Source organism: Nocardia sp. NPDC004860, assembly GCF_040609015.1.
Taxonomy (GTDB): domain Bacteria; phylum Actinomycetota; class Actinomycetes; order Mycobacteriales; family Mycobacteriaceae; genus Nocardia.
Window position 1 is genome coordinate 229,593 of record NZ_JBEXJI010000002.1, and the last position, 17,491, is coordinate 247,083.

The window sequence follows — 17,491 nt, forward strand, 5'->3', positions numbered from 1 at the left end:
AAGTGACATCAAGGTCGCTTACTGGCGAACTGGCGGCATTCGCCGCCGAACTGAAATTCGAGCTCGATCCGTTCCAGCGGCAGTCGTGTGAGGCGCTCGAGGGCGGGCACAGTGTGCTCGTCTGCGCGCCCACCGGCGCCGGCAAAACCGTGGTCGGCGAGTTCGCGGTGCATCTGGCGCTGGCCGCGGGCGGGAAGTGTTTCTACACCACGCCCATCAAGGCGCTGTCGAACCAGAAGTTCGCCGATCTCACCGAACGTTACGGTCGCGACGAGGTCGGCTTGCTGACCGGCGATCAGTCCATCAATCCCGACGCCTCGGTGGTGGTGATGACCACCGAGGTGCTGCGCAACATGCTGTATGCGAGTTCCGATGCGCTGCGCGGGCTTTCGTACGTCGTCATGGACGAGGTGCACTACCTGGCCGACCGCTTCCGCGGCGCGGTGTGGGAGGAGGTCATCCTGCACCTGCCGCCGGAGGTGCGCCTGGTCAGCCTGTCCGCGACGGTCTCCAATGCCGAGGAGTTCGGCGCGTGGATGGAGACCGTGCGCGGTGACACCGCGGTGGTCGTGGACGAGACCCGGCCGGTGCCGCTGTGGCAGCACGTCATGGTCGGCAAGCGCATGTTCGACCTGTTCGACCCGAAGTCCAGCGACGCCAAGGTGATCGTGGACGGGGACCTGCAGCGCTACATCAAGCATCGCGAAGCCGTTGACCGGATGGACAATTGGGCGGTGCCGGGGCGCGGTCGCGGCGGGCCGCGGCGCTCGTTCCGGCCCATGCCGCGGCCGGAGGTGATCGCCCGGCTCGACGACGAGGGGCTGCTGCCGGCGATCACGTTCATCTTCAGCCGCGCCGGATGCGATGGCGCACTGGCACAGTGCGTGCGCTCGCGGCTGGATCTCTCGGGCGAGGACGATCGCGCGGAGATCGACGCGATCATCGAGAAGCACACCGGGGACCTGCCGCGCAGTGACCTCGAGGTGCTCGGGTACTGGGAGTGGCGCGAGGCGCTGCACCGCGGCTTCGCCGCCCACCACGCGGGCATGCTGCCCGCCTTCCGGCACACGGTCGAGGAACTGTTCGTGCGCGGGCTGGTGCGGGCCGTGTTCGCCACGGAGACACTGGCTCTCGGCATCAATATGCCGGCGCGGACCGTGGTGCTCGAGCGGCTGGTGAAGTTCAACGGTGAGAGCCACGCCGAGCTGACGCCGGGGGAGTACACGCAGCTCACCGGGCGGGCCGGGCGGCGCGGGATCGACGTCGAGGGCCACGCGGTGGTGCTGTGGCAGCCGGAGGTGGACACCAGCGCGGTGGCGGGTCTGGCCTCGACGCGGACCTATCCACTGCGGTCGTCGTTCCGGCCGGGCTACAACATGTCGATCAATCTGGTCGATCGCATGGGCGCGGTGGAGTCGCGGGCGCTGCTGGAGCGGTCCTTCGCCCAGTTCCAGGCCGACCGGTCGGTCGTGGGCCTGGTGCGGGGCATCGAACGCAACGAGGCCCAGCTCCGCAAGCTGCGCTCGCAGCTCGGCGACGAGAGCTTCTTCGAATACATCCAGCTGCGCGAACGCGTCCGGGACCGGGAGCGGCACCTGGAACGGCAAGGCCGCACCGACCGGCGGCAGGCCGCGGTGTCCGCGCTCACCACGCTGCGGCGCGGTGATGTGGTGGTGATTCCGTCCGGACGCCGCCAGGGTCTGGCCGTGATCCTGGAACCCGATGCGACACCGGGTGATCCGCGTCCGCTGGTGCTCACCGAGGACAAGTGGGCGGGGCGGGTCTCGGCCGCCGACTTCCCGACGCCGGCCGAATCACTGGGCCGGCTGCGGCTGCCCAAGCATGTCGACCATCGCACCGCGCGGGTGCGCCGTGACCTGGCGTCCGCGCTGCGCAGCACCGGCATCACCGTGCCCCGGCGCGGGCGGCAGGGCGGCGGCAAGTCCAAGGCCGCCGACGACCGTGAGCTGCAGACCTTGCGGCGGGCATTGCGCAATCATCCGGCGCACTCGCGGCCGGATCGGGAACAGCTCGCGCGCATCGGCGAACGCTACAACCGGGTCGAGCGCGAGACCGAGCACCTGCGCCAGCAGGTGGCGGCCACCACCAACTCCCTGGCACGCACCTTCGACCGCATCCTCGGGCTGCTCGAGGAGCGCGGCTATGTCGAGCACGGCGAGGTCACCCAGGACGGCCGCCGCCTGGCCCGCATCTACGCCGAGGCGGATCTGGTTGTGGCGGAAAGCCTTCGGCAGGGACTGTGGCGCGGGCTCGGCCCGGCCGAGCTGGCCGCGGTGGTGTCCATCCTGGTGTACGAATCCCGGCAGGAGGGCGGTTACCTGGGCGCTTCGGGCCCGACCGCGCCGATTCGCCGGGCCGTGGACGCCACCATCGGGGTGTGGTCGCAGTTGCGCGCCGACGAGTCCCGGCGCCGGGTGCAGCCCACCCGGGAACCCGACCTCGGTTTCGTCACGGGTGTCTACACCTGGGCCCGCGGCGACGATCTCGCCGATGCGCTGCTCGCCAGCGGCGATCGCGGAAACCCGCTCTCCGCGGGCGATTTCGTGCGCTGGTGCCGCCAGGTCATCGATCTGCTGGACCAGATTCACAGCACCGCCGACGACCTCGAGGTGGCGGCCACGGCGAGCAAGGCGGTGCGGGCGATCCGCCGGGGTGTCGTAGCCGTGGACGCGGCGTAGTAGATACGACTGTGCTTTGATTCTTGGATGTACCGACCGCAGTGGGGACACGAGCGTGTGCCCGCTCGGGGGGCTAGCGTGAGTACAACGGATTGCTATTGGAGGCAAGCAGATGAGCGGCCCGTACGGACCGAATGACGCCCCTGGTCAAGGGGGAGGCAACGATCCGACGCAGCAGTGGGGCGGTCAGCAGCCCGCGCCCGGCGCCGGACCGACTCAGCAGTGGGGTGGCCAGCAGCCCGCCCAGCCGACCACGCAGTGGGGCGACCCGTCGCAACAGCAGCAGCCGGCCCAGCAGTGGGGGCAGGGCCAGCCGCAGCAGCCGTGGGGCCAGTCGCAGCCGCAGCAGCCGGTGCAGCAGCCGTGGGGGCAGAGCCAGCCGCAGTGGCAGCAGCCGCAGGGTGACCAGCAGTGGGGACAGTCGCAGCCGCAGTGGCCGCAGCAGGGTCAGCCCGGACAGCCGGGTCAGCCGGACTGGAACCAGCAGGCGGGCCAGCAGTGGCCGCAGCCGCAGCAGCCGCCCGCCGGCAAAAAGAAGACCGGTCTGATCATCGGGATCGTGGTCGCCGTGGTGGTGGTGCTGGCCGCGGCCGGCGGCGGTCTGGCCTGGCTGCTGAGCAAGGACCAGCTGGACAACAAGGCGGTGCAGTCCGGGGTGCAGAAGGTGCTCAAGGACTCCTACGGCATCGACGACGTCCAGGACGTGAGCTGCCCGTCGGGTCAGAAGGTCGAGGTCGACAAGACCTTCGACTGCACCCTCAAGGTGGGTGGCGAGAGCAAGAAGGTGACCATCAAGATCACCAAGGATGACGGCACCTACGAGGTCGGCCGCCCCAGCTGATTTTTTCCGGGCGGGGGAACTGGGCAATTGTGTTGGGCCCGGGCGTGATCGGATGATCGCGGCCGGGCCCTCGCGTTTGCCAGGGGTTGGCTAATCGTCGCTGACGAGTACAGTGGGCCGAAATCTTCTCGTTGATCGTGATCGGGGGCAAGATGAGTTCGACTGTTCGTATCGTGGGCTGGACCGCGACCGTGGTGGCCGTGGCGAGCGCCGGGCTGGCGTCCGCGCCGTTCGCGGGCGCCAAGGCAACCGGCCCCGTGGTCAACGACTGCATTACCAACAAGATCGATGTGCAGCCTGCCGGCATGGTGCTGGCGTGTGGCGACGGCGGGCTCAGCGTCCGCGACATCACCTGGGGCAGTTGGGGTCCCGACACCGCCGAGGGCGACGGCACCGAGTACCGGCGCGTGTGCCAGCCGAGCTGCGCCGCCGGGAAGACCGCCTCCGGTACCACCCACATCACCCTGCGCAATCTGCAGGACGGTTATTTCACCGAGGCCGCCATCACCGATCTCGACGGCAAGCCCGAGACCTGGCCGGTGGGCCCGCTACGGCACTGATCAGCGCTTGGCCATGGCGGTGATGAGCCGCTTGACCGGGTTCTCGGCGTTGTAGGCGGTGGCCAGTTCCGCGAGGCGATCCGGGTCCGCCGGAGTGACGGGCAGCAGGTCCGGGCCCGAGTGTGCGACGTCGGCATCCCGGACGACCCGGACGACGGGGGCCGCGGCCTTCAGATAGTCGTCGGCGGCAACGAGTTTCGCGCGCACACCCTTGGCGAGATCGGAGTCCGGATCGGCGGCCGCGGCGCGCAGGGCCTCCACCGAGCCGAAACGGGAGATGAGCTGGGCGGCGGACTTGTCGCCGATGCCCGCGACGCCGGGCAGACCGTCGGAGGCGTCGCCGCGCAGGGCGGCCATATCGGCGTAGGCGGGGCCCGCATTCTCTTCCGGCACACCGTATTTGGCGGAGACCTCGGCCGGGCCCCAGAGCTCCGCCTTGGCCAGGCCGCGGCCGACGTAGAAGACGCGCACCGGAGGTGCCGGGGTGTCGCGGACCAGCTGTAGCAGGTCCCGATCGCCGCTGACGACGATCACCTCGTCGGTGCCTTCCCGGGTGGCCAGGGTGCCGATCACGTCATCGGCCTCGAGGCCCTCGGCGCCGGCGGTCGCGATGCCGGCGGCCTCGAGCACCTCCATGATCATGTCGACCTGCGGGGTGAGGGTGTCCGGGACTTCCTCGGCCACGACCCCGGCGACCGGCTCGCCGGCATCCTCGGCCACCCGGTGGGCCTTGTACGACGGCAGCAGATCCACCCGGAACTGCGGCCGCCAGTCCAAGTCCAGGCACACCACCAACCGGCTCGGCGCATGCTGCTTGACCAGCGCGGCGACCATGTCGGTGAACCCGCGTAGGGCATTGACCGGACGCCCGTCGGGTGCGGTGATCTTCTCCGGGATCGCATAGAACGCCCGGAACCACAGACTGGCCCCATCGAGCAGCAGCAGCGGACCGGCGGCAGGGGTGCTCATAGCGGTCGACCCTACCGGGACCGGCCGACAGGTCCGCGCAGCGCGGTTGGGTGGTCGGGCGCGTGGAATTCGTCTCCGCGATCGTCGGACGCCGATACCTCGGCGCATCGCGGCCGCGGAGTTCGCTGCGGCGTCCGGACAGGTGCGCCACATGGGTGGTAGGTGCGCAGGCTGTCGTCCCGGTGCACACGCCGCCCAGGGATTGCTCGTCGGAGTTGACGTGGAGCCGGGTCGGTGCGGTCGAGACGATATGTCGTTCGCTAGTTGGGCGAAACCTGCTGAGGGGCAAGGGGGCTCGGGGCGTGGTCCGGTGCTGGAACACAGTGGTGGGGGTGCGAAGTTCGGCGGTGGCTGGAGGGTGGCGGGGTTGGGGAGTAGCGTCGGTGGGCATGAGCGCTCATGACGAGTCACGGTTCGCGGCGGAGGTCTACGGGTCACGATTGGAGCGGGCTGCCGAGTTGGCGCGCCACGCTCATCTCGACGCGTTGCTCATCACACCGGGTCCTGACCTGCGGTTCCTCATGGGGTCGCGGGCGCAGTCCTTCGAGCGGCTGACCTGTCTGGTGATCCCGGCCAGCGGGGAGACACCCTCGGTGGTGATCCCGAAGCTGGAGCTGGCCTCGTTGAAGGGATCGGCGGCCGGTGAGCTGGGGTTGCAGATCGTGGACTGGGTGGACGGGGTCGACCCGTATCGCATTGTCCGGAACGTGCTCAATGCCGGTGCGCGGGTGGCGGTCACCGATGTCATGCCCGCCCTGCACCTGCTGCCCATCTCGGATCAGCTTGGCTCGCTACCGGTTTCGGCCATCCCGCTCCTGCGCGAACTGCGAATGGTGAAGGACCCCAGCGAGATCGAGGCCCTGCGCCGGGCCGGCGCGGCCATCGACCGGGTGCACGCCCGCATGGCCGAGTTCCTGCGCCCCGGCCGCACCGAGGCCGAGGTGGGCGCGGATATCGCGGCCGCCATCGTCGAGGAGGGCCACACCGAGGCCGACTTCGTCATCGTGGGCAGCGGCCCGCACGGCGCGGACCCGCACCACCTGGTGTCGGATCGGGTGATCGAGCCGGGTGACGTGGTGGTGATCGATATCGGCGGTCCGGTCGAGCCCGGCTACTTCTCCGATTCCACCCGCACCTACGTATTGGGCGAGCCGAGCGAGGAGGTGGCCGCGCAGTTCGCCGAACTGGAACGCGCCCAAGCGGCCGCGGTGGCCGCCGTGCGCCCGGGCGTCACCGCCGAATCCATCGACGCCGCCGCCCGCGATGTGCTGGCCGCTGCCGAGCTGGCCGACTACTTCGTGCACCGCACCGGCCACGGCATCGGACTGTCGGTGCACGAAGAGCCCTACATCGTGTCCGGCAACGACCTGGTCCTCGCGCCCGGCATGGCCTTCAGCATCGAGCCGGGCATCTACTTCCCGGGAGCCTGGGGCGCGCGCATCGAGGACATCGTGATCGTCACCGAGGACGGCTGCGAGTCGATGAACAACCGCCCCCACGGACTGACCCGCCTATAGCGCCTGGCCGCCTTCGGCCCACGCAGGTACGACGGCCCGGGCCCGCGAGGCCGCCGCGTTCACCGGCTCTCCCTGTCGGGTGCGCACTCGAGAGATTGGACGTGCCGTGTGGCGCAAGGTGATCGGTCGCGCACCAATCGGGACCGGTGTCAGTGCCCGGCGGAGTCGCCCTTGAAGACGCTGCTGGCCATCACGCGCTGCACATCGATGGCGATCACGACGCGGGTCGGGTTCTCCCGGGGCTGCCGGTAGCGCCCGGCGTAGCGCTCGACCGCGTCGGCCACCGAATCGGGGTCGTCGAGCACGGTCGCGGGACCCTCGAGGGTGATCCAGCGCGGGCCGTCGACCTGGCTCACCGCCGCGTAGCCCGAGCGCCGCACATTGTTGACCTTGACCGACCCGTCATTGGTGATGATGCGCGCGATGCCGGCCTCGGGATCCCAGGTGAACCCGACCGCGACCACATGCGGGGTGCCGTTGGCGCGCAGTGTGGAGAGCGTGGCGAGGTGGCGTTCGGTGACGAAGTCGGCGGCGGCGGGCGACAGTTCCGGGCGTGCAGCGGTGCTGGTCATGATCCGACGCTAGCAATCCGGCCTCGGGAGCACCGGACAGCGGTGCCCGGGTGGCAAACTGTGGGCCATGGGTTTCGGATCGCGGGACGTCGACAAGGGCGTCGTGCTGGTGCTCGGCGGGCGGAGTGAGATCGGGCTGGAGGTGGCGCGACGGCTGTCGCCCGGCCGGGTGGTGATTCTGGCGGCGCGCCGCAGTGACCAGCTACAGGAACAGACGAAGGAGTTGCTGATCGCCGAGGCGGCGGCGGTGCACTGCGTCGAGTTCGACGCCGACGACATGGCGTCGCACCAGCCGCTGCTGGAGAAGATCATCGCCGAGCACGGACGCATCGGCGTGGCCGTGGTGGCATTCGGGATTCTCGGGGATCAGGCTCGGGCCGAGGAGGATCCGGCGCACGCGGTCGAGATCGTGCTGACCGATTTCGTCGCCCAGGTGAGCGTGCTCACCAGTCTGGCGAATCTGCTGCGCGAGCAGGGCGACGGTCAGATCGTGGTGTTCAGTTCCATCGCGGGTGTGCGGGTGCGGCGCGGGAACTACGTATACGGCTCGGCGAAGACCGGTCTGGACGGGTTCGCGTCCGGGTTGCAGATGGCGTTGCACGGCAGCGGAGTTCACCTGCTCATGGTGCGTTCCGGGTTCGTCATCGGGCGGATGACGGCCGGGATGGAGCCCGCGCCGCTGTCGAGCACACCCGATCAGGTGGCCGACGCGGTGGTGGCGGGGCTGTATCGGCGGGTGCGGGATGTGGCGGTGCCGCGGCGGATTCGGCTGCTGTTCGTGGCGATGCGCTATGTGCCGTACCCGGTGTGGCGGCGGATGCCGCGATGACCGGAACCTCGCGCCCGTTGATGCCGATTCCGGTGATCGGCATCGGTGCTGACGGCTGGGATGGTCTGGGCGGCGCGGCGCGGCGCGAGATCGCCGCGTGTGAGGTATTGCTCGGCTCCGCACGGCAATTGGTGCTGATCCCCGCGGAGGCGGCGCGGGCGGAGCGGGTGCCGTGGCCTTCGCCGCTGGTGCCCGCGCTGCCGGGACTGCTGGAACGGTACGCGGGGCGGCGGCTCGGTGTGCTGGCCAGCGGCGATCCCATGTTCTTCGGTATCGGTGTGACCTTGACGAAACTGCTTGGGGCGCAGTCCCTGCGGGTGCTGCCGCAGCCGTCGTCGGCGTCGCTGGCGTGCGCACGGCTGGGCTGGGCGCTCAACGAGACGCCGGTGGTGAGCGCGGTCGGGCGGCCTGTGGAGACGGTGCTCCCGGAATTGTCCGGCGGGCGCCGGATGCTGGTGCTGAGTTCCGACCAGCACACTCCGGCGCAGGTCGCGGAGCTGCTGGCGCGCAATGGCTTCGGCGGGTCGGCGCTCACGGTGCTGGAACAGCTCGGCGGGCCGGACGAGCGGATCGTGCGCGGCACCGCCGCGCGGTGGGACCACCCGGCCGGAGATGCGCTGAACGTCGTGGCCATCGACGGTGTCGCCGACCGGGTTTCGCCGCGCCTGACGCGGATGCCGGGCCTGCCCGACGAGGTGTACGGCGGCGACGGCCAGCTCACCAAGGCCGAGGTGCGGGCGCTCACGCTCGCGGCGCTGGCGCCCACACCGGGTGAGCTGCTGTGGGATGTCGGGGGCGGTTCGGGCACCATCGCCATCGAGTGGTGCCGCACGAACCCGGCCTGCCGCGCCGTCGCCTTCGAGCGAATGGAGAACCGCCGCAAGCAGATTGCGGCCAATGCCATGGCGCTGGGTGTGCCGGGCGTCGAGGTGCGTGGCGCGGCCCCGGAGTCGTTCGCGGAACTGCCCGCGCCGGATGCGCTGTTCATCGGCGGCGGGCTCACCCAGGACGACATGTTCGACGCTTGCTGGGAGCGGCTGCGCCCGGGGGGCCGGCTGGTCGCGAGCGCGGTGACCGCCGAATCCGATGTGCTGCTACTGCGCCTGGCCGAGCGGCACGGCGGCGCGTTGCGCCGTTTCCAGGTGTATCGGGCCGAACCGCTGGGCGGCTTCACCGCCTGGCGGCCACAGCTGCCGGTGACCCAGTGGTCGGTCGTGAAACCCCGTGCGGCAGCGGGCTAGTCGATCGGGGGCAGGGCGATCGGGCCGGGTTCGAACACGGTCACCAGCACGATGAGGTTGCCGTAGGGCGCGTTCCCGTTGGCGAGGCGGTGCGCGGCCCGGGCGAGGGCGGTGCGCCACCCGTACTTGGCCTCGATCTCGGCCTGCACCCGGGGCACGAAAGTGCCCGTGCTCAGCAGGCGGGCCGTGCCCTGGAGCTGGCGGGAACCGAGTTCGGGATTGCCGCGCCAGTCGCCGGGCTGCACCAGCACCCGGCCGTCCTCCGCGAGTTGCTCGGCCTCGGTGGAGAACGACGAGGTCCGGAAGGCGAGACCGTTGTCACCGATGGGGACCACCAGCCGCGGCACGGTGACCAGCCGGCGCGGGCCGGTGGTCCGGGTCACCAGCACCGTTTTCGCCTGCTGCCAGACGGCGGCCGGGCCGGAGATTTCGCCGCGCGCCGGTATCGGGGCGGGCGCCGCCGCCCCGGGGCGGGCGAACTGGCTACGTGCGGCCGCCGGGTCGATCATCATGTCGGTCATCGCCTTCGATCCTTCCGTGCCGAATTCCACTGCCGGGCTCGGTGCCGGGCGCAGAGCGAGGCGGTGCCACGGCACCACACAGCGATTGCCATGTATTCGCTCATTCGGCGGCGACCATCTCGCTGTGGACCGGTCCGGCACGGTGTCACAAGAGCGACACACGGGTCAGCCCATCGAGTTTCACCACATGGCACTCGTGGGCCACCCTGCCCCAACACTTCTCGACCACGTCGAGCCCGTCCCCTTCGATAGTCCAGACGTTCCGCAGATCTGGCAACAACACAGGTCAGACGTCGTGAATCTGTAGCGGGGAGATCGCTCGGGGCCGAAGATCCGCCCAGCGGGGCCGGAAGGATCGCTGCAAGGCCGCCGGCCACGAGTTCGGCGAAGGTGAGCGTCAGGGGAGTCAGCGCCTCCCGGCGGCGCACCGTCCACCCGACCGCGGGAAGGCGGGTGATACCGGTTGTCCTTCTCGAAACCAGGTGAGGGCGGCGCGACCCGGCAGGTGTGGAACATGGTTGCTCGACTTGCGGGGGGTGGGTTTGGCCTAGGCTGCTCGGCGTGAGTGCCGCTGCGTCGCGAACGATTGCTTTGCCGCACTGCCGGGTGAGCTGTGCCGAGTACGGTGCGGGAGACGGGATACCGGTGCTGTACTGCCACGGCGTGCCCGGAACACATTTGGAGGGTGAGGCTTTCGACGCGGCCGGGATGGCGGCGGGAATTCGCGTCATTGCGGTCGATCGGCCCGGAATGGCGGAATCGTCGTTGCCCGCGGGGGAGCGGGTGGCGGACTGGGTGGGCACGGTGGCCGCGCTGGCGGATCGGCTGGGGCTGGGGCGATTCGGGGTCATCGGGGTGAGTGGTGGCGGGCCGTTCGCGCTGGCCGTCGCGGCCGGGCTGCCCGGCCGGGTCACGGGCGTGGCGCTCGTTTCCGCGCCCGCGCCGCTCGGTGAACAGGCCGGCGCCGCGGACCTCGATCCGGCGGCGCGCCGGCGTCGGCGCGGGCTGAATGTGCTGCGGCGGGCCCCTTTTCTGGTGTATCCGATGGCGCTGGAGATGTCGCTGGTGATCCGCCGGCAGCACGGGGTCGCGGGACTGGTCGCGCAGATGGCGGAGGTGGATCGCGAGCGGGTCGAGGGCGATCCCGAGCTGGCCCACAAGCTGGAGGCCAATCTGCGGCGCAGTTTCGAGCAGGGCAGCCGTGGTTTCGCTTCCGATATTCGCCTGGTCTTCACCCGCGAATGGGGATTCCGGCTGTCCGACGTGACCGTGCCGGTGCAGGTCTGGCACGGTGAGGTCGACGGCAATGTCCCCGCCGACGATGCCCGGCGGCTCGCCGCGGCGCTCCCGGACGCCCGGCTGCATCTCGTACCCGGTGCGGGCCACCTGCTGTTCGTCGAGCGTCCGGCCGACATCCTGCACTCCCTCGGAATCGGCAACACGCCGTGACCGGCGGGCGTCGGGCAACGGTGCAGCCGAGGTCGGAGGCCGACGAGTTCCGCAGATGTGGACTACCCGCCGTGTCGATCGAGATGTGTTGCCGCCCTACCCCAGTGCGTGGGCGGTGGTGTATCCGAGCAGCGCCGCGCCGAGTCCCGCGACGATGCTCACGGCGACATTGAGCGTGGCGTACAGATACGAGCGCTGCTCGGCGAGACGAATGGTCTCGTAGCCGAACGTGCTGTACGTGGTCAGTGCGCCACAGAATCCGGTGCCCACGAGCGCGTAGGTGGGAGACGAGACCGCGGCGCCGGCGAGCGAGCCCAGGATCAGGCAGCCGGTGAGGTTGACCGTCAGTGTGCCCCAGGGGAAGACGCTGTCGTGGCGGGTCTGGATGGCGCGGTCGGTGAGATACCGCGCCGGGGCGCCGACCATCGCGCCGAGAATGACGAGCAGCGCGGTCATGCGGTGGCCTCCCGGCGTCGGGCGATCTGGTGGGTGCAGGCCGCGCGGGTGAGGCGGACCGCGACCAGGGTCGCGAGCAACGCGCACACCAGGGTGGCGCCCATGTAGCTGAATGCTGTTGCGACCGTGCCCGGTTGCAGCAGTCCGCGGGTTTCGTTGGCGTAGGTGGAGAAGGTGGTGAATCCGCCGAGGATGCCGACGCCGAGGAACGGGCGTACCAGCGGGTGGGCGGTGATGGTCTCGGTGACGATCACCATCAGCACGCCGATGAGGAAGCAGCCGGCCACATTGGTGAGGAAGGTGGCCCACGGGAACCCGGCGACCGGGGTGGGCCACTCCAGCGCGAGCCCGTATCGGGCCAGCGCGCCGAGCGCCCCGCCGATCGAGATCACGGCCAGGATCGCACCGTGCGATCGCGACAGTTCCTGTGGTTGCCCGGGTTGATGCAGATCGACATCGGGGTCGATCGGTTCGAAGGTCTCGACACCATGGGTCGAATCCAGCTCACTGCTCACACGCGTCTCCTACTCCAGCGCACCCCGAGGGTGTCATTGTGGGGTAGGGACTGTTGGCGGCCGGTGGCCGCGGTTGTTCCGTGAGTTCGGAGCGGCGAGCCCCACCGCCGCATCTCGAAAAGGATAGCGAGCCTACGCGGGTCTCCGTTGACGATGTGGGTCAGATCACGCCCCATCTGTCGCGGCCTCCGGGTGCGGACGCGGCATCCAGGGTCGCCGGCGGGTGGCCGTGCCGGCGCTGGAAGACGCGGCGGAAGGAACGGGGGTCCTGACCGAGTTCCGTTGCGATGGAACGGATCCGGTGACTTCGCGGGGAGGCCGGCCCAGCTGCGGGTGGTGGAATCGACGACTTCGAGCGCCGAGTGATTTGACTCGGTGGCGGCCCCCGGTTCAGTATGGGTCGGTCAGCACCTCGCTAGGCGAGGCTCCTGTACGAACACAGGCCACTGATCCGACGACGTCGAGAGACGCCCAGGGTTAGGACAGATCTCCCCGGATTAAGGGGTGATCCGAAGTGGCTTCCCGGCTAAGGGATACGTCGTGCAGTGCCGAAGCTCTGACGAGAGGGGTGCCCGCAATGTCACTGGTCGTGGCATTGCTTTTCCCCTCCGCCCGGTGCGGCACCCGTAGATGAGGTCGACGCGCGTGCGTCCCGGCGGCAAGGAGGTGAGGGGCGAATGAGTTCCGGCGATAGTCCGTATCCCAGTTCGGTTCGAAAACCATTGTCGTTCCCGGCTTGCCGCGCACTGAGCGCTTCCTGAAGCATTCGGAATTTCGTGGCGGGCCGATTCTCCGAAGGAGTTCTCCCATGGCCGTCATCGCATTTCCGCGTACCCGCACCCCGCTGACCGTCCTGTCGGTGCTCGGCGACTCCGCGCGGCGGGTTCGCGCGCGCCACCACCTCACCGAATCCGAGCGTGCCAACCTGCGCATCGCCCGCTCCCGGGTCGCGGTCTACACCGCCTCCCTGGGCGGTCACCCTTACCACGCGTAGGCCCTCGGGGCCGCGGGCCGACGCCCGCGGCCGCGGCGGGAGGGTGGTCTTCACAGCGGTTTCTCAGCGGCCCGGCGGCACAGTGTCGGCGTGACAAACCATGTGACACTTCCTGATTCGGCCCGCTCCGGGCTGCCCGTCAAGGTCCCGCAGATCACCGCGCTGTTCTGGGTGATCAAGGTGCTCTCCACCGGAATGGGAGAGACCTTCTCCGACTTCCTGGTCAAGCATCTGCCGCCGCTGCTAGCCGTCGGTGGTGCGCTGGTGCTCTTCACCGTGAGCCTGGCCGCCCAGATCCGCGCGCCCCGCTACCGCGTCTGGACCTATTGGACCGCCGTGGTCATGGTGGCCATCTTCGGCACCATGGTCGCCGACATCGTGGATTTCGTGGTCGGAATTCCGCTGGGGATCTCGACCGTGCTGTTCCTGGCCCTGCTCGCGGGCGTGCTGCTGCTCTGGTACCGCGTCGAGGGCACCCTGGATGTGCACAGTATCGATACCCGCCGGCGTGAGGGCTGCTACTGGACCACGGTCGTGGTGACCTTCGCGCTCGGCACCGTCGCCGGCGACTTCACCGCCGCGACACTGCATTTGGGCTACCTGGTGTCGTCACTGCTGTTCGCTGTCGCGATCGCGGTGCCGGCGGTGGCCCGGCGCTGGGGCGGGATCGATCCGGTGCTCGCCTTCTGGGCCGCCTACGTGGTCACCCGCCCGCTGGGCGCCTCGGTGACCGACTGGCTCGCCTCCGACCGCAGCGACGGCCTGAACCTGGGCACCGGCTGGGTCACCCTCGCCGCGGCGGTCCCCATGGTCGTGCTCATCGCGGTGCTCGCGCGCCGGCAGGACCGGGTGCAGGCGGTCGGCGTGCACCCGTGACGTCGAGAAGGGCTGCAGCGCTCGGGGTTCGGCAAAGCTGCCACGATGTCGAATCGACGCGCGGCAGATTTCAGGGCTGTTCGCCGATATTGCCGATGACCTGGTTGAGGTGGGCGCGGCCGTCCTCGAGCTGGTAGGTGACGCCCGCGATGGCGCAGCGGCCGGAGTCGACCGCGTGCGAGATGATCTGCGAGCGCTCCATCAGCACGCGGCTGGTCTCGGCCACGTGCCGGGCCTCGAGCTCGTCGACGGTGCTCAGGCCCTCGCGGCGGCCGAGCAGGATCGACGGGGTGACGCGTTCGACGAGACTGCGGATGAACCCGCCGGGGACCGCCCCGCCGTCGAGCGCGTCGAGGGTGGCCTTGACGGCGCCACAGCTGTCGTGACCGAGCACCACGATCAGCGGGACATTGAGCACCTGCACGCCGTACTCGATGGAACCCAGCACCGAGCTGTCGATGACGTGCCCGGCCGTGCGGACCACGAACATGTCGCCGAGGCCCTGGTCGAAGATGATCTCGGCGGCGACCCGGGAGTCGCCGCAGCCGAACAGGATGGCGGTGGGGTGCTGGCCGTCGACCAGCTCGGCGCGGTGACCGGCGCCCTGGCTGGGGTGGACCTGGGTGCCCCGCATGAAACGCTCGTTGCCTTCGCGAAGAGATTTCCAGGCGCTGATCGGATTTGAGTGAGGCATATGTCCGATTCTGCACATCGGCGATCGGGTGTGCCGACCCACCCCCGTCCGTTCGTGTTCCGGACGCTTGGTCCGATGACGCGCGGGATTGGACGGTCGGACGACCATCGGTGCGTCTATTGTTTTGTGCAACAAAGGGATTCGTGACATGCCGAGGCCGGTCCATCGCCTGGCGTGGCGGCGGTGCCGGTTTACCCACCTCCGTGATGTCCATTACAATCTCTTTGGTTTCAGTCCCGTTCGGCCCGGCCGGACGCGGTGGAGTTGTTCGATGTTTTCGGCGCGCGGGATTGGAGACTGTGATGACGGTGTCGGCCGTGACCGATTCACCCCTCGACCATGGCGCGATTCGCGTGCGGATCGATGCCGCCCTGCACGAATTCCTCGACCGGAAGGCCGAATCGGCGGCCGCCTGCCGGCTGCCCGCGGACGTGGTGGGCGCGGTCCGTTCCTTCCTGTTCGCCCGCGGGAACCGGATCCGGTCGCTGTTCTGCGTCCTCGGCTGGTACGCGGGCGGCGGGATCGAACTGCCGGACGCGGTGGTGCGGACCGCGGCCGCGGTCGAACTCCTGCACACCGCCACGCTGATCCACGACGACCTCCTCGACGATCGCGACACCCGCGACGGGCGGCCCACCGTGCATCGCATCGCCGCCGACCGCAGCCGGCGGGTCCGGGACGGGCACGCGGCCGAACGGTTCGGCGCGCGTAGCGCCATCGTCCTCGGCGACTGCGGCCTGGGCTGGGCCCAGGAGCTGCTGCACGGCGCCGGACTCTCCCCGGTGCAGAGCGCGGCGGCCGCGGCGGTGCTCGACACCCTGCGCACCGAGGTGAACTACGGCCGCTACCTGGAACTGGTCACCAGCGGCCGCCCGACCTCGGATCTGGATCAGGCGCTGGAGATCCTGCGCTATCGCACCGTGGCATGCATGGTGGAGCGGCCCCTGCACGTCGGCGCGGCGCTCGCGGACGCGGACGCGGACGCGGACGTGATGGGGGCGCTGACCGCCTACGCCTGCCCGCTGGGCGAGGCCGCGCGGCTGCAGGACGAGCTGCGCAACGTCTTCCACGATGTCGAGCCGGTCGGCCAGGCCGGCCTGCAGGATCTGCGCGAGGGCAGGCACACCGTCCTGCTCGCGCTGGCCCTGCGCCATGCCACCCCCGAGCGCCGTGACCACCTGACCGGGCTCGTCGGCAACGCGCGCCTGGACGAGTCCGGCGCCGCGCTCTGCCGCGACATCCTGTCCGTCACCGCACGTTTCGAAGTGGAGCGGATGATCGGGCAACGCCGGATGCTGATCGGGACCGCACTCGACGACACCCGGATCCCCGAATTCGCGGCGGCCGGACTGCGCACTGCCGCCGACATGATCATCGGCTGAGGCGGGGCGAACGGCCACCTCGCGGCCCGCGCCGAGCGCGAGTTCGCCGTTCTGGCTCGTTGCCGTCGCGCAGGCCGGTTCCTCTGTTACGGTGGCCGAGGCCGGTCCCGGGATCGGCTGGAGCACAAGAGAATTGACTGGTTATGACGCATGGCGGCGTTGCCGATGGGGCACAGGCCGTGGGTGGAGAATCACGCGTGCCGCTGTACTCGGCCGAGTTCGCGGCGGATCCACACCGTATCTATCGTGAGCTGCGGGCGCGATTCGGATCGCTGGCACCGGTGGAGCTGGCGCCGGGAGTGCCGGCCACGCTGGTGATCGGGTACCGGACGGCACTGCGAATCCTCAACGACCCGGAGCATTTTCCCGCCGACCCGCGCGTGTGGCAGCGCACCGCGCCGCCGGACAGCCCGGTCATGCCGATGCTCGAATGGCGGCCCAATGCGCTGCGCAGCAGCGGATCCGATCATCGGCGGTACCGGACGGTCAATGTGGCCGCACTCGACGCGGTGGATCCGCACGCCCTGCACGCCACCGTGGAACGGGTCGCGATACCGCTGATCAACGCCTTCTGCGCGGACGGGAGCGCGGATCTGGTGTCGCAGTACGCGTTTCCGCTCGCGTTCCACATGATCAACGCACTGCTGGGCTGCCCGCCGGCCATCGGGCAGCGCATCGCGGCCGGCCAGGCGGCGATCTGGGAGGGCGTCGACGCCGAGGCCGGGAACCAGATGATCACCTCGGCCGTGCTGGAGCTGGTCGTGCTCAAACGCGCCCAGCCCGGCGACGACGTCGTGTCGCGGCTGGTCGCGCACCCGGCGGAGCTCACCGACGAGGAGATGATCCACCAGATCGTCACCCTCTACGGCGCGGGCATCGAACCCGAGCAGAACCTCATCGTCAACACCCTGCGCCTCATGCTCACCGACACCCGGTTCGCCGGAAGCCTGCTGGGTGGCAGCCTGTCCACCCGCGGCGCCCTGGACGAGGTGCTGTTCACCGACCCGCCCGGCGCGAACTACTGCGTCAGTTATCCGCGGCATCCGATTCTCGTCGACGGCGTATGGCTGCCGGCGCATCAGCCGGTGGTGGTGAGCATGGCGGCCTGCAACAACGATCCCGCGGTCGGCGCGCGCGAATTCACCGACAACCGGGCGCATCTCGCGTGGAGCGTCGGACCGCACGCGTGCCCGGCCCGGTCGCCGGCCTACCTCATCGCCCAGGACGCCATCGACCAGCTGCTCGACGCGCTGCCGGAACTGCGGCTCGCCGTCCCCGATGCCGAATTGATCTGGCGGCCGGGGCCTTTCCATCGCGCGCTGAGCGCACTCCCCGTCGTTTTCCCGCCGGCCCTGCCCATGCACGTGAACTGAGGA

The 17,491-nt window shown here is 69.8% G+C and carries 17 protein-coding genes and 1 riboswitch; of the genes, 11 read left to right on the forward strand and 6 right to left on the reverse strand.

Translation table 11 applies throughout. From position 1 onward, the window contains the following. The first annotated feature begins 2 nt into the window (after positions 1-2). The 3 genes from ABZV44_RS05030 to ABZV44_RS05040 all read left to right on the forward strand — a co-directional run bounded on the left by ABZV44_RS05030 (position 3) and on the right by ABZV44_RS05040 (position 4,100). Positions 3-2,699, forward strand: a complete 2,697-nt coding sequence (locus tag ABZV44_RS05030) for an RNA helicase (protein WP_354832186.1) — start codon at positions 3-5, stop codon at positions 2,697-2,699. Between the two features lie 112 nt (positions 2,700-2,811). Continuing rightward, positions 2,812-3,540: a DUF4333 domain-containing protein gene (locus tag ABZV44_RS05035; protein WP_354832188.1), complete on the forward strand. Its 729-nt coding sequence runs from the start codon at positions 2,812-2,814 to the stop codon at positions 3,538-3,540. Between the two features lie 152 nt (positions 3,541-3,692). After that, a complete protein-coding gene (locus ABZV44_RS05040; RefSeq protein WP_354832190.1) occupies positions 3,693-4,100 on the forward strand; it encodes a hypothetical protein in 408 nt (135 codons plus the stop codon). Here ABZV44_RS05040 and ABZV44_RS05045 read toward each other — a convergent pair whose 3' ends face one another. After that, positions 4,101-5,069, reverse strand: a complete 969-nt coding sequence (locus ABZV44_RS05045; RefSeq protein WP_354832192.1) for a 5'-3' exonuclease — start codon at positions 5,067-5,069, stop codon at positions 4,101-4,103. A 389-nt stretch (positions 5,070-5,458) separates the two neighbouring features. On the opposite strand from ABZV44_RS05045, the gene ABZV44_RS05050 reads away from it, so the two are divergent. Further along, positions 5,459-6,586 carry a Xaa-Pro peptidase family protein gene (locus tag ABZV44_RS05050; RefSeq protein ID WP_354832194.1) on the forward strand — a complete coding sequence of 376 codons (1,128 nt, stop codon included), beginning with the start codon at positions 5,459-5,461 and terminating at the stop codon, positions 6,584-6,586. Between the two features lie 149 nt (positions 6,587-6,735). On the opposite strand, the gene ABZV44_RS05055 is transcribed toward ABZV44_RS05050, so the two are convergent. Then, complete coding sequence (locus ABZV44_RS05055; protein WP_354832195.1) at positions 6,736-7,158, reverse strand: PPOX class F420-dependent oxidoreductase; 423 nt, start codon at positions 7,156-7,158, stop codon at positions 6,736-6,738. A 67-nt stretch (positions 7,159-7,225) separates the two neighbouring features. On the opposite strand from ABZV44_RS05055, the gene ABZV44_RS05060 reads away from it, so the two are divergent. Both ABZV44_RS05060 and cbiE read left to right on the forward strand, forming a co-directional pair. Continuing rightward, positions 7,226-7,987: an SDR family NAD(P)-dependent oxidoreductase gene (locus tag ABZV44_RS05060; RefSeq protein WP_354832197.1), complete on the forward strand. Its 762-nt coding sequence runs from the start codon at positions 7,226-7,228 to the stop codon at positions 7,985-7,987. Continuing rightward, on the forward strand, positions 7,984-9,228 hold the full coding sequence (cbiE, locus tag ABZV44_RS05065) for a precorrin-6y C5,15-methyltransferase (decarboxylating) subunit CbiE (protein ID WP_354832199.1): 1,245 nt from the start codon (positions 7,984-7,986) through the stop codon (positions 9,226-9,228). Before ABZV44_RS05060 ends, cbiE begins: the two co-directional genes overlap by 4 nt. Here the strand turns inward: cbiE and ABZV44_RS05070 are convergent. Beyond that, positions 9,225-9,749, reverse strand: a complete 525-nt coding sequence (locus ABZV44_RS05070) for a hypothetical protein (protein WP_354832200.1) — start codon at positions 9,747-9,749, stop codon at positions 9,225-9,227. The two genes, cbiE and ABZV44_RS05070, sit on opposite strands and share 4 nt — an antisense overlap. Positions 9,750-10,310: 561 nt before the next feature. Between ABZV44_RS05070 and ABZV44_RS05075 the strand changes: the two genes are divergently transcribed. Further along, positions 10,311-11,198, forward strand: coding sequence for an alpha/beta hydrolase (locus tag ABZV44_RS05075; protein WP_354832202.1), 888 nt, complete (start codon positions 10,311-10,313; stop codon positions 11,196-11,198). A gap of 96 nt (positions 11,199-11,294) precedes the next feature. Here ABZV44_RS05075 and crcB read toward each other — a convergent pair whose 3' ends face one another. Together crcB and ABZV44_RS05085 are read right to left on the reverse strand one after the other, a co-directional pair. Next, positions 11,295-11,654 (reverse strand): fluoride efflux transporter CrcB, encoded by a 360-nt coding sequence (gene crcB / locus ABZV44_RS05080; protein ID WP_354832204.1) that lies wholly within the window; start codon positions 11,652-11,654, stop codon positions 11,295-11,297. Then, positions 11,651-12,169 carry a CrcB family protein gene (locus ABZV44_RS05085; RefSeq protein WP_354832206.1) on the reverse strand — a complete coding sequence of 173 codons (519 nt, stop codon included), beginning with the start codon at positions 12,167-12,169 and terminating at the stop codon, positions 11,651-11,653. The genes crcB and ABZV44_RS05085 overlap by 4 nt, the downstream gene beginning before the upstream one ends. Before the next feature lie 404 nt (positions 12,170-12,573). Continuing rightward, positions 12,574-12,744, forward strand: a riboswitch (M-box (ykoK) riboswitch). Between the two features lie 233 nt (positions 12,745-12,977). On the opposite strand from ABZV44_RS05085, the gene ABZV44_RS05090 reads away from it, so the two are divergent. Together ABZV44_RS05090 and ABZV44_RS05095 are read left to right on the forward strand one after the other, a co-directional pair. Beyond that, positions 12,978-13,163 (forward strand): hypothetical protein, encoded by a 186-nt coding sequence (locus tag ABZV44_RS05090; protein WP_354833141.1) that lies wholly within the window; start codon positions 12,978-12,980, stop codon positions 13,161-13,163. Positions 13,164-13,253: 90 nt separating this feature from the next. Continuing rightward, positions 13,254-14,039, forward strand: coding sequence for a hypothetical protein (locus tag ABZV44_RS05095; RefSeq protein ID WP_354832208.1), 786 nt, complete (start codon positions 13,254-13,256; stop codon positions 14,037-14,039). Between the two features lie 70 nt (positions 14,040-14,109). Here ABZV44_RS05095 and ABZV44_RS05100 read toward each other — a convergent pair whose 3' ends face one another. Continuing rightward, the gene (locus ABZV44_RS05100; protein WP_354832210.1) at positions 14,110-14,733 is read right to left on the reverse strand and encodes a carbonic anhydrase; all 624 of its coding nucleotides are present in this window, start codon (positions 14,731-14,733) and stop codon (positions 14,110-14,112) included. Positions 14,734-15,050: 317 nt separating this feature from the next. On the opposite strand from ABZV44_RS05100, the gene ABZV44_RS05105 reads away from it, so the two are divergent. Together ABZV44_RS05105 and ABZV44_RS05110 are read left to right on the forward strand one after the other, a co-directional pair. Further along, positions 15,051-16,115 carry a polyprenyl synthetase family protein gene (locus tag ABZV44_RS05105; protein WP_354832212.1) on the forward strand — a complete coding sequence of 355 codons (1,065 nt, stop codon included), beginning with the start codon at positions 15,051-15,053 and terminating at the stop codon, positions 16,113-16,115. Positions 16,116-16,258: 143 nt separating this feature from the next. Further along, positions 16,259-17,488 carry a cytochrome P450 gene (locus tag ABZV44_RS05110; RefSeq protein ID WP_354832214.1) on the forward strand — a complete coding sequence of 410 codons (1,230 nt, stop codon included), beginning with the start codon at positions 16,259-16,261 and terminating at the stop codon, positions 17,486-17,488. Positions 17,489-17,491: the final 3 nt, after the last annotated feature.

Coding starts and splice junctions, on each gene's coding strand:
- ABZV44_RS05090 (WP_354833141.1), top strand. CDS start 12,978: ATGGCCGTCATCGCATTTCCGCGTACCCGCACCCCGCTGACCGTCCTG.
- ABZV44_RS05060 (WP_354832197.1), top strand. CDS start 7,226: ATGGGTTTCGGATCGCGGGACGTCGACAAGGGCGTCGTGCTGGTGCTC.
- ABZV44_RS05035 (WP_354832188.1), top strand. CDS start 2,812: ATGAGCGGCCCGTACGGACCGAATGACGCCCCTGGTCAAGGGGGAGGC.
- ABZV44_RS05110 (WP_354832214.1), top strand. CDS start 16,259: ATGACGCATGGCGGCGTTGCCGATGGGGCACAGGCCGTGGGTGGAGAA.
- ABZV44_RS05055 (WP_354832195.1), bottom strand. CDS start 7,158: ATGACCAGCACCGCTGCACGCCCGGAACTGTCGCCCGCCGCCGCCGAC.
- cbiE (WP_354832199.1), top strand. CDS start 7,984: ATGACCGGAACCTCGCGCCCGTTGATGCCGATTCCGGTGATCGGCATC.
- ABZV44_RS05100 (WP_354832210.1), bottom strand. CDS start 14,733: ATGCCTCACTCAAATCCGATCAGCGCCTGGAAATCTCTTCGCGAAGGC.
- crcB (WP_354832204.1), bottom strand. CDS start 11,654: ATGACCGCGCTGCTCGTCATTCTCGGCGCGATGGTCGGCGCCCCGGCG.
- ABZV44_RS05050 (WP_354832194.1), top strand. CDS start 5,459: ATGAGCGCTCATGACGAGTCACGGTTCGCGGCGGAGGTCTACGGGTCA.
- ABZV44_RS05040 (WP_354832190.1), top strand. CDS start 3,693: ATGAGTTCGACTGTTCGTATCGTGGGCTGGACCGCGACCGTGGTGGCC.
- ABZV44_RS05070 (WP_354832200.1), bottom strand. CDS start 9,749: ATGACCGACATGATGATCGACCCGGCGGCCGCACGTAGCCAGTTCGCC.
- ABZV44_RS05045 (WP_354832192.1), bottom strand. CDS start 5,069: ATGAGCACCCCTGCCGCCGGTCCGCTGCTGCTGCTCGATGGGGCCAGT.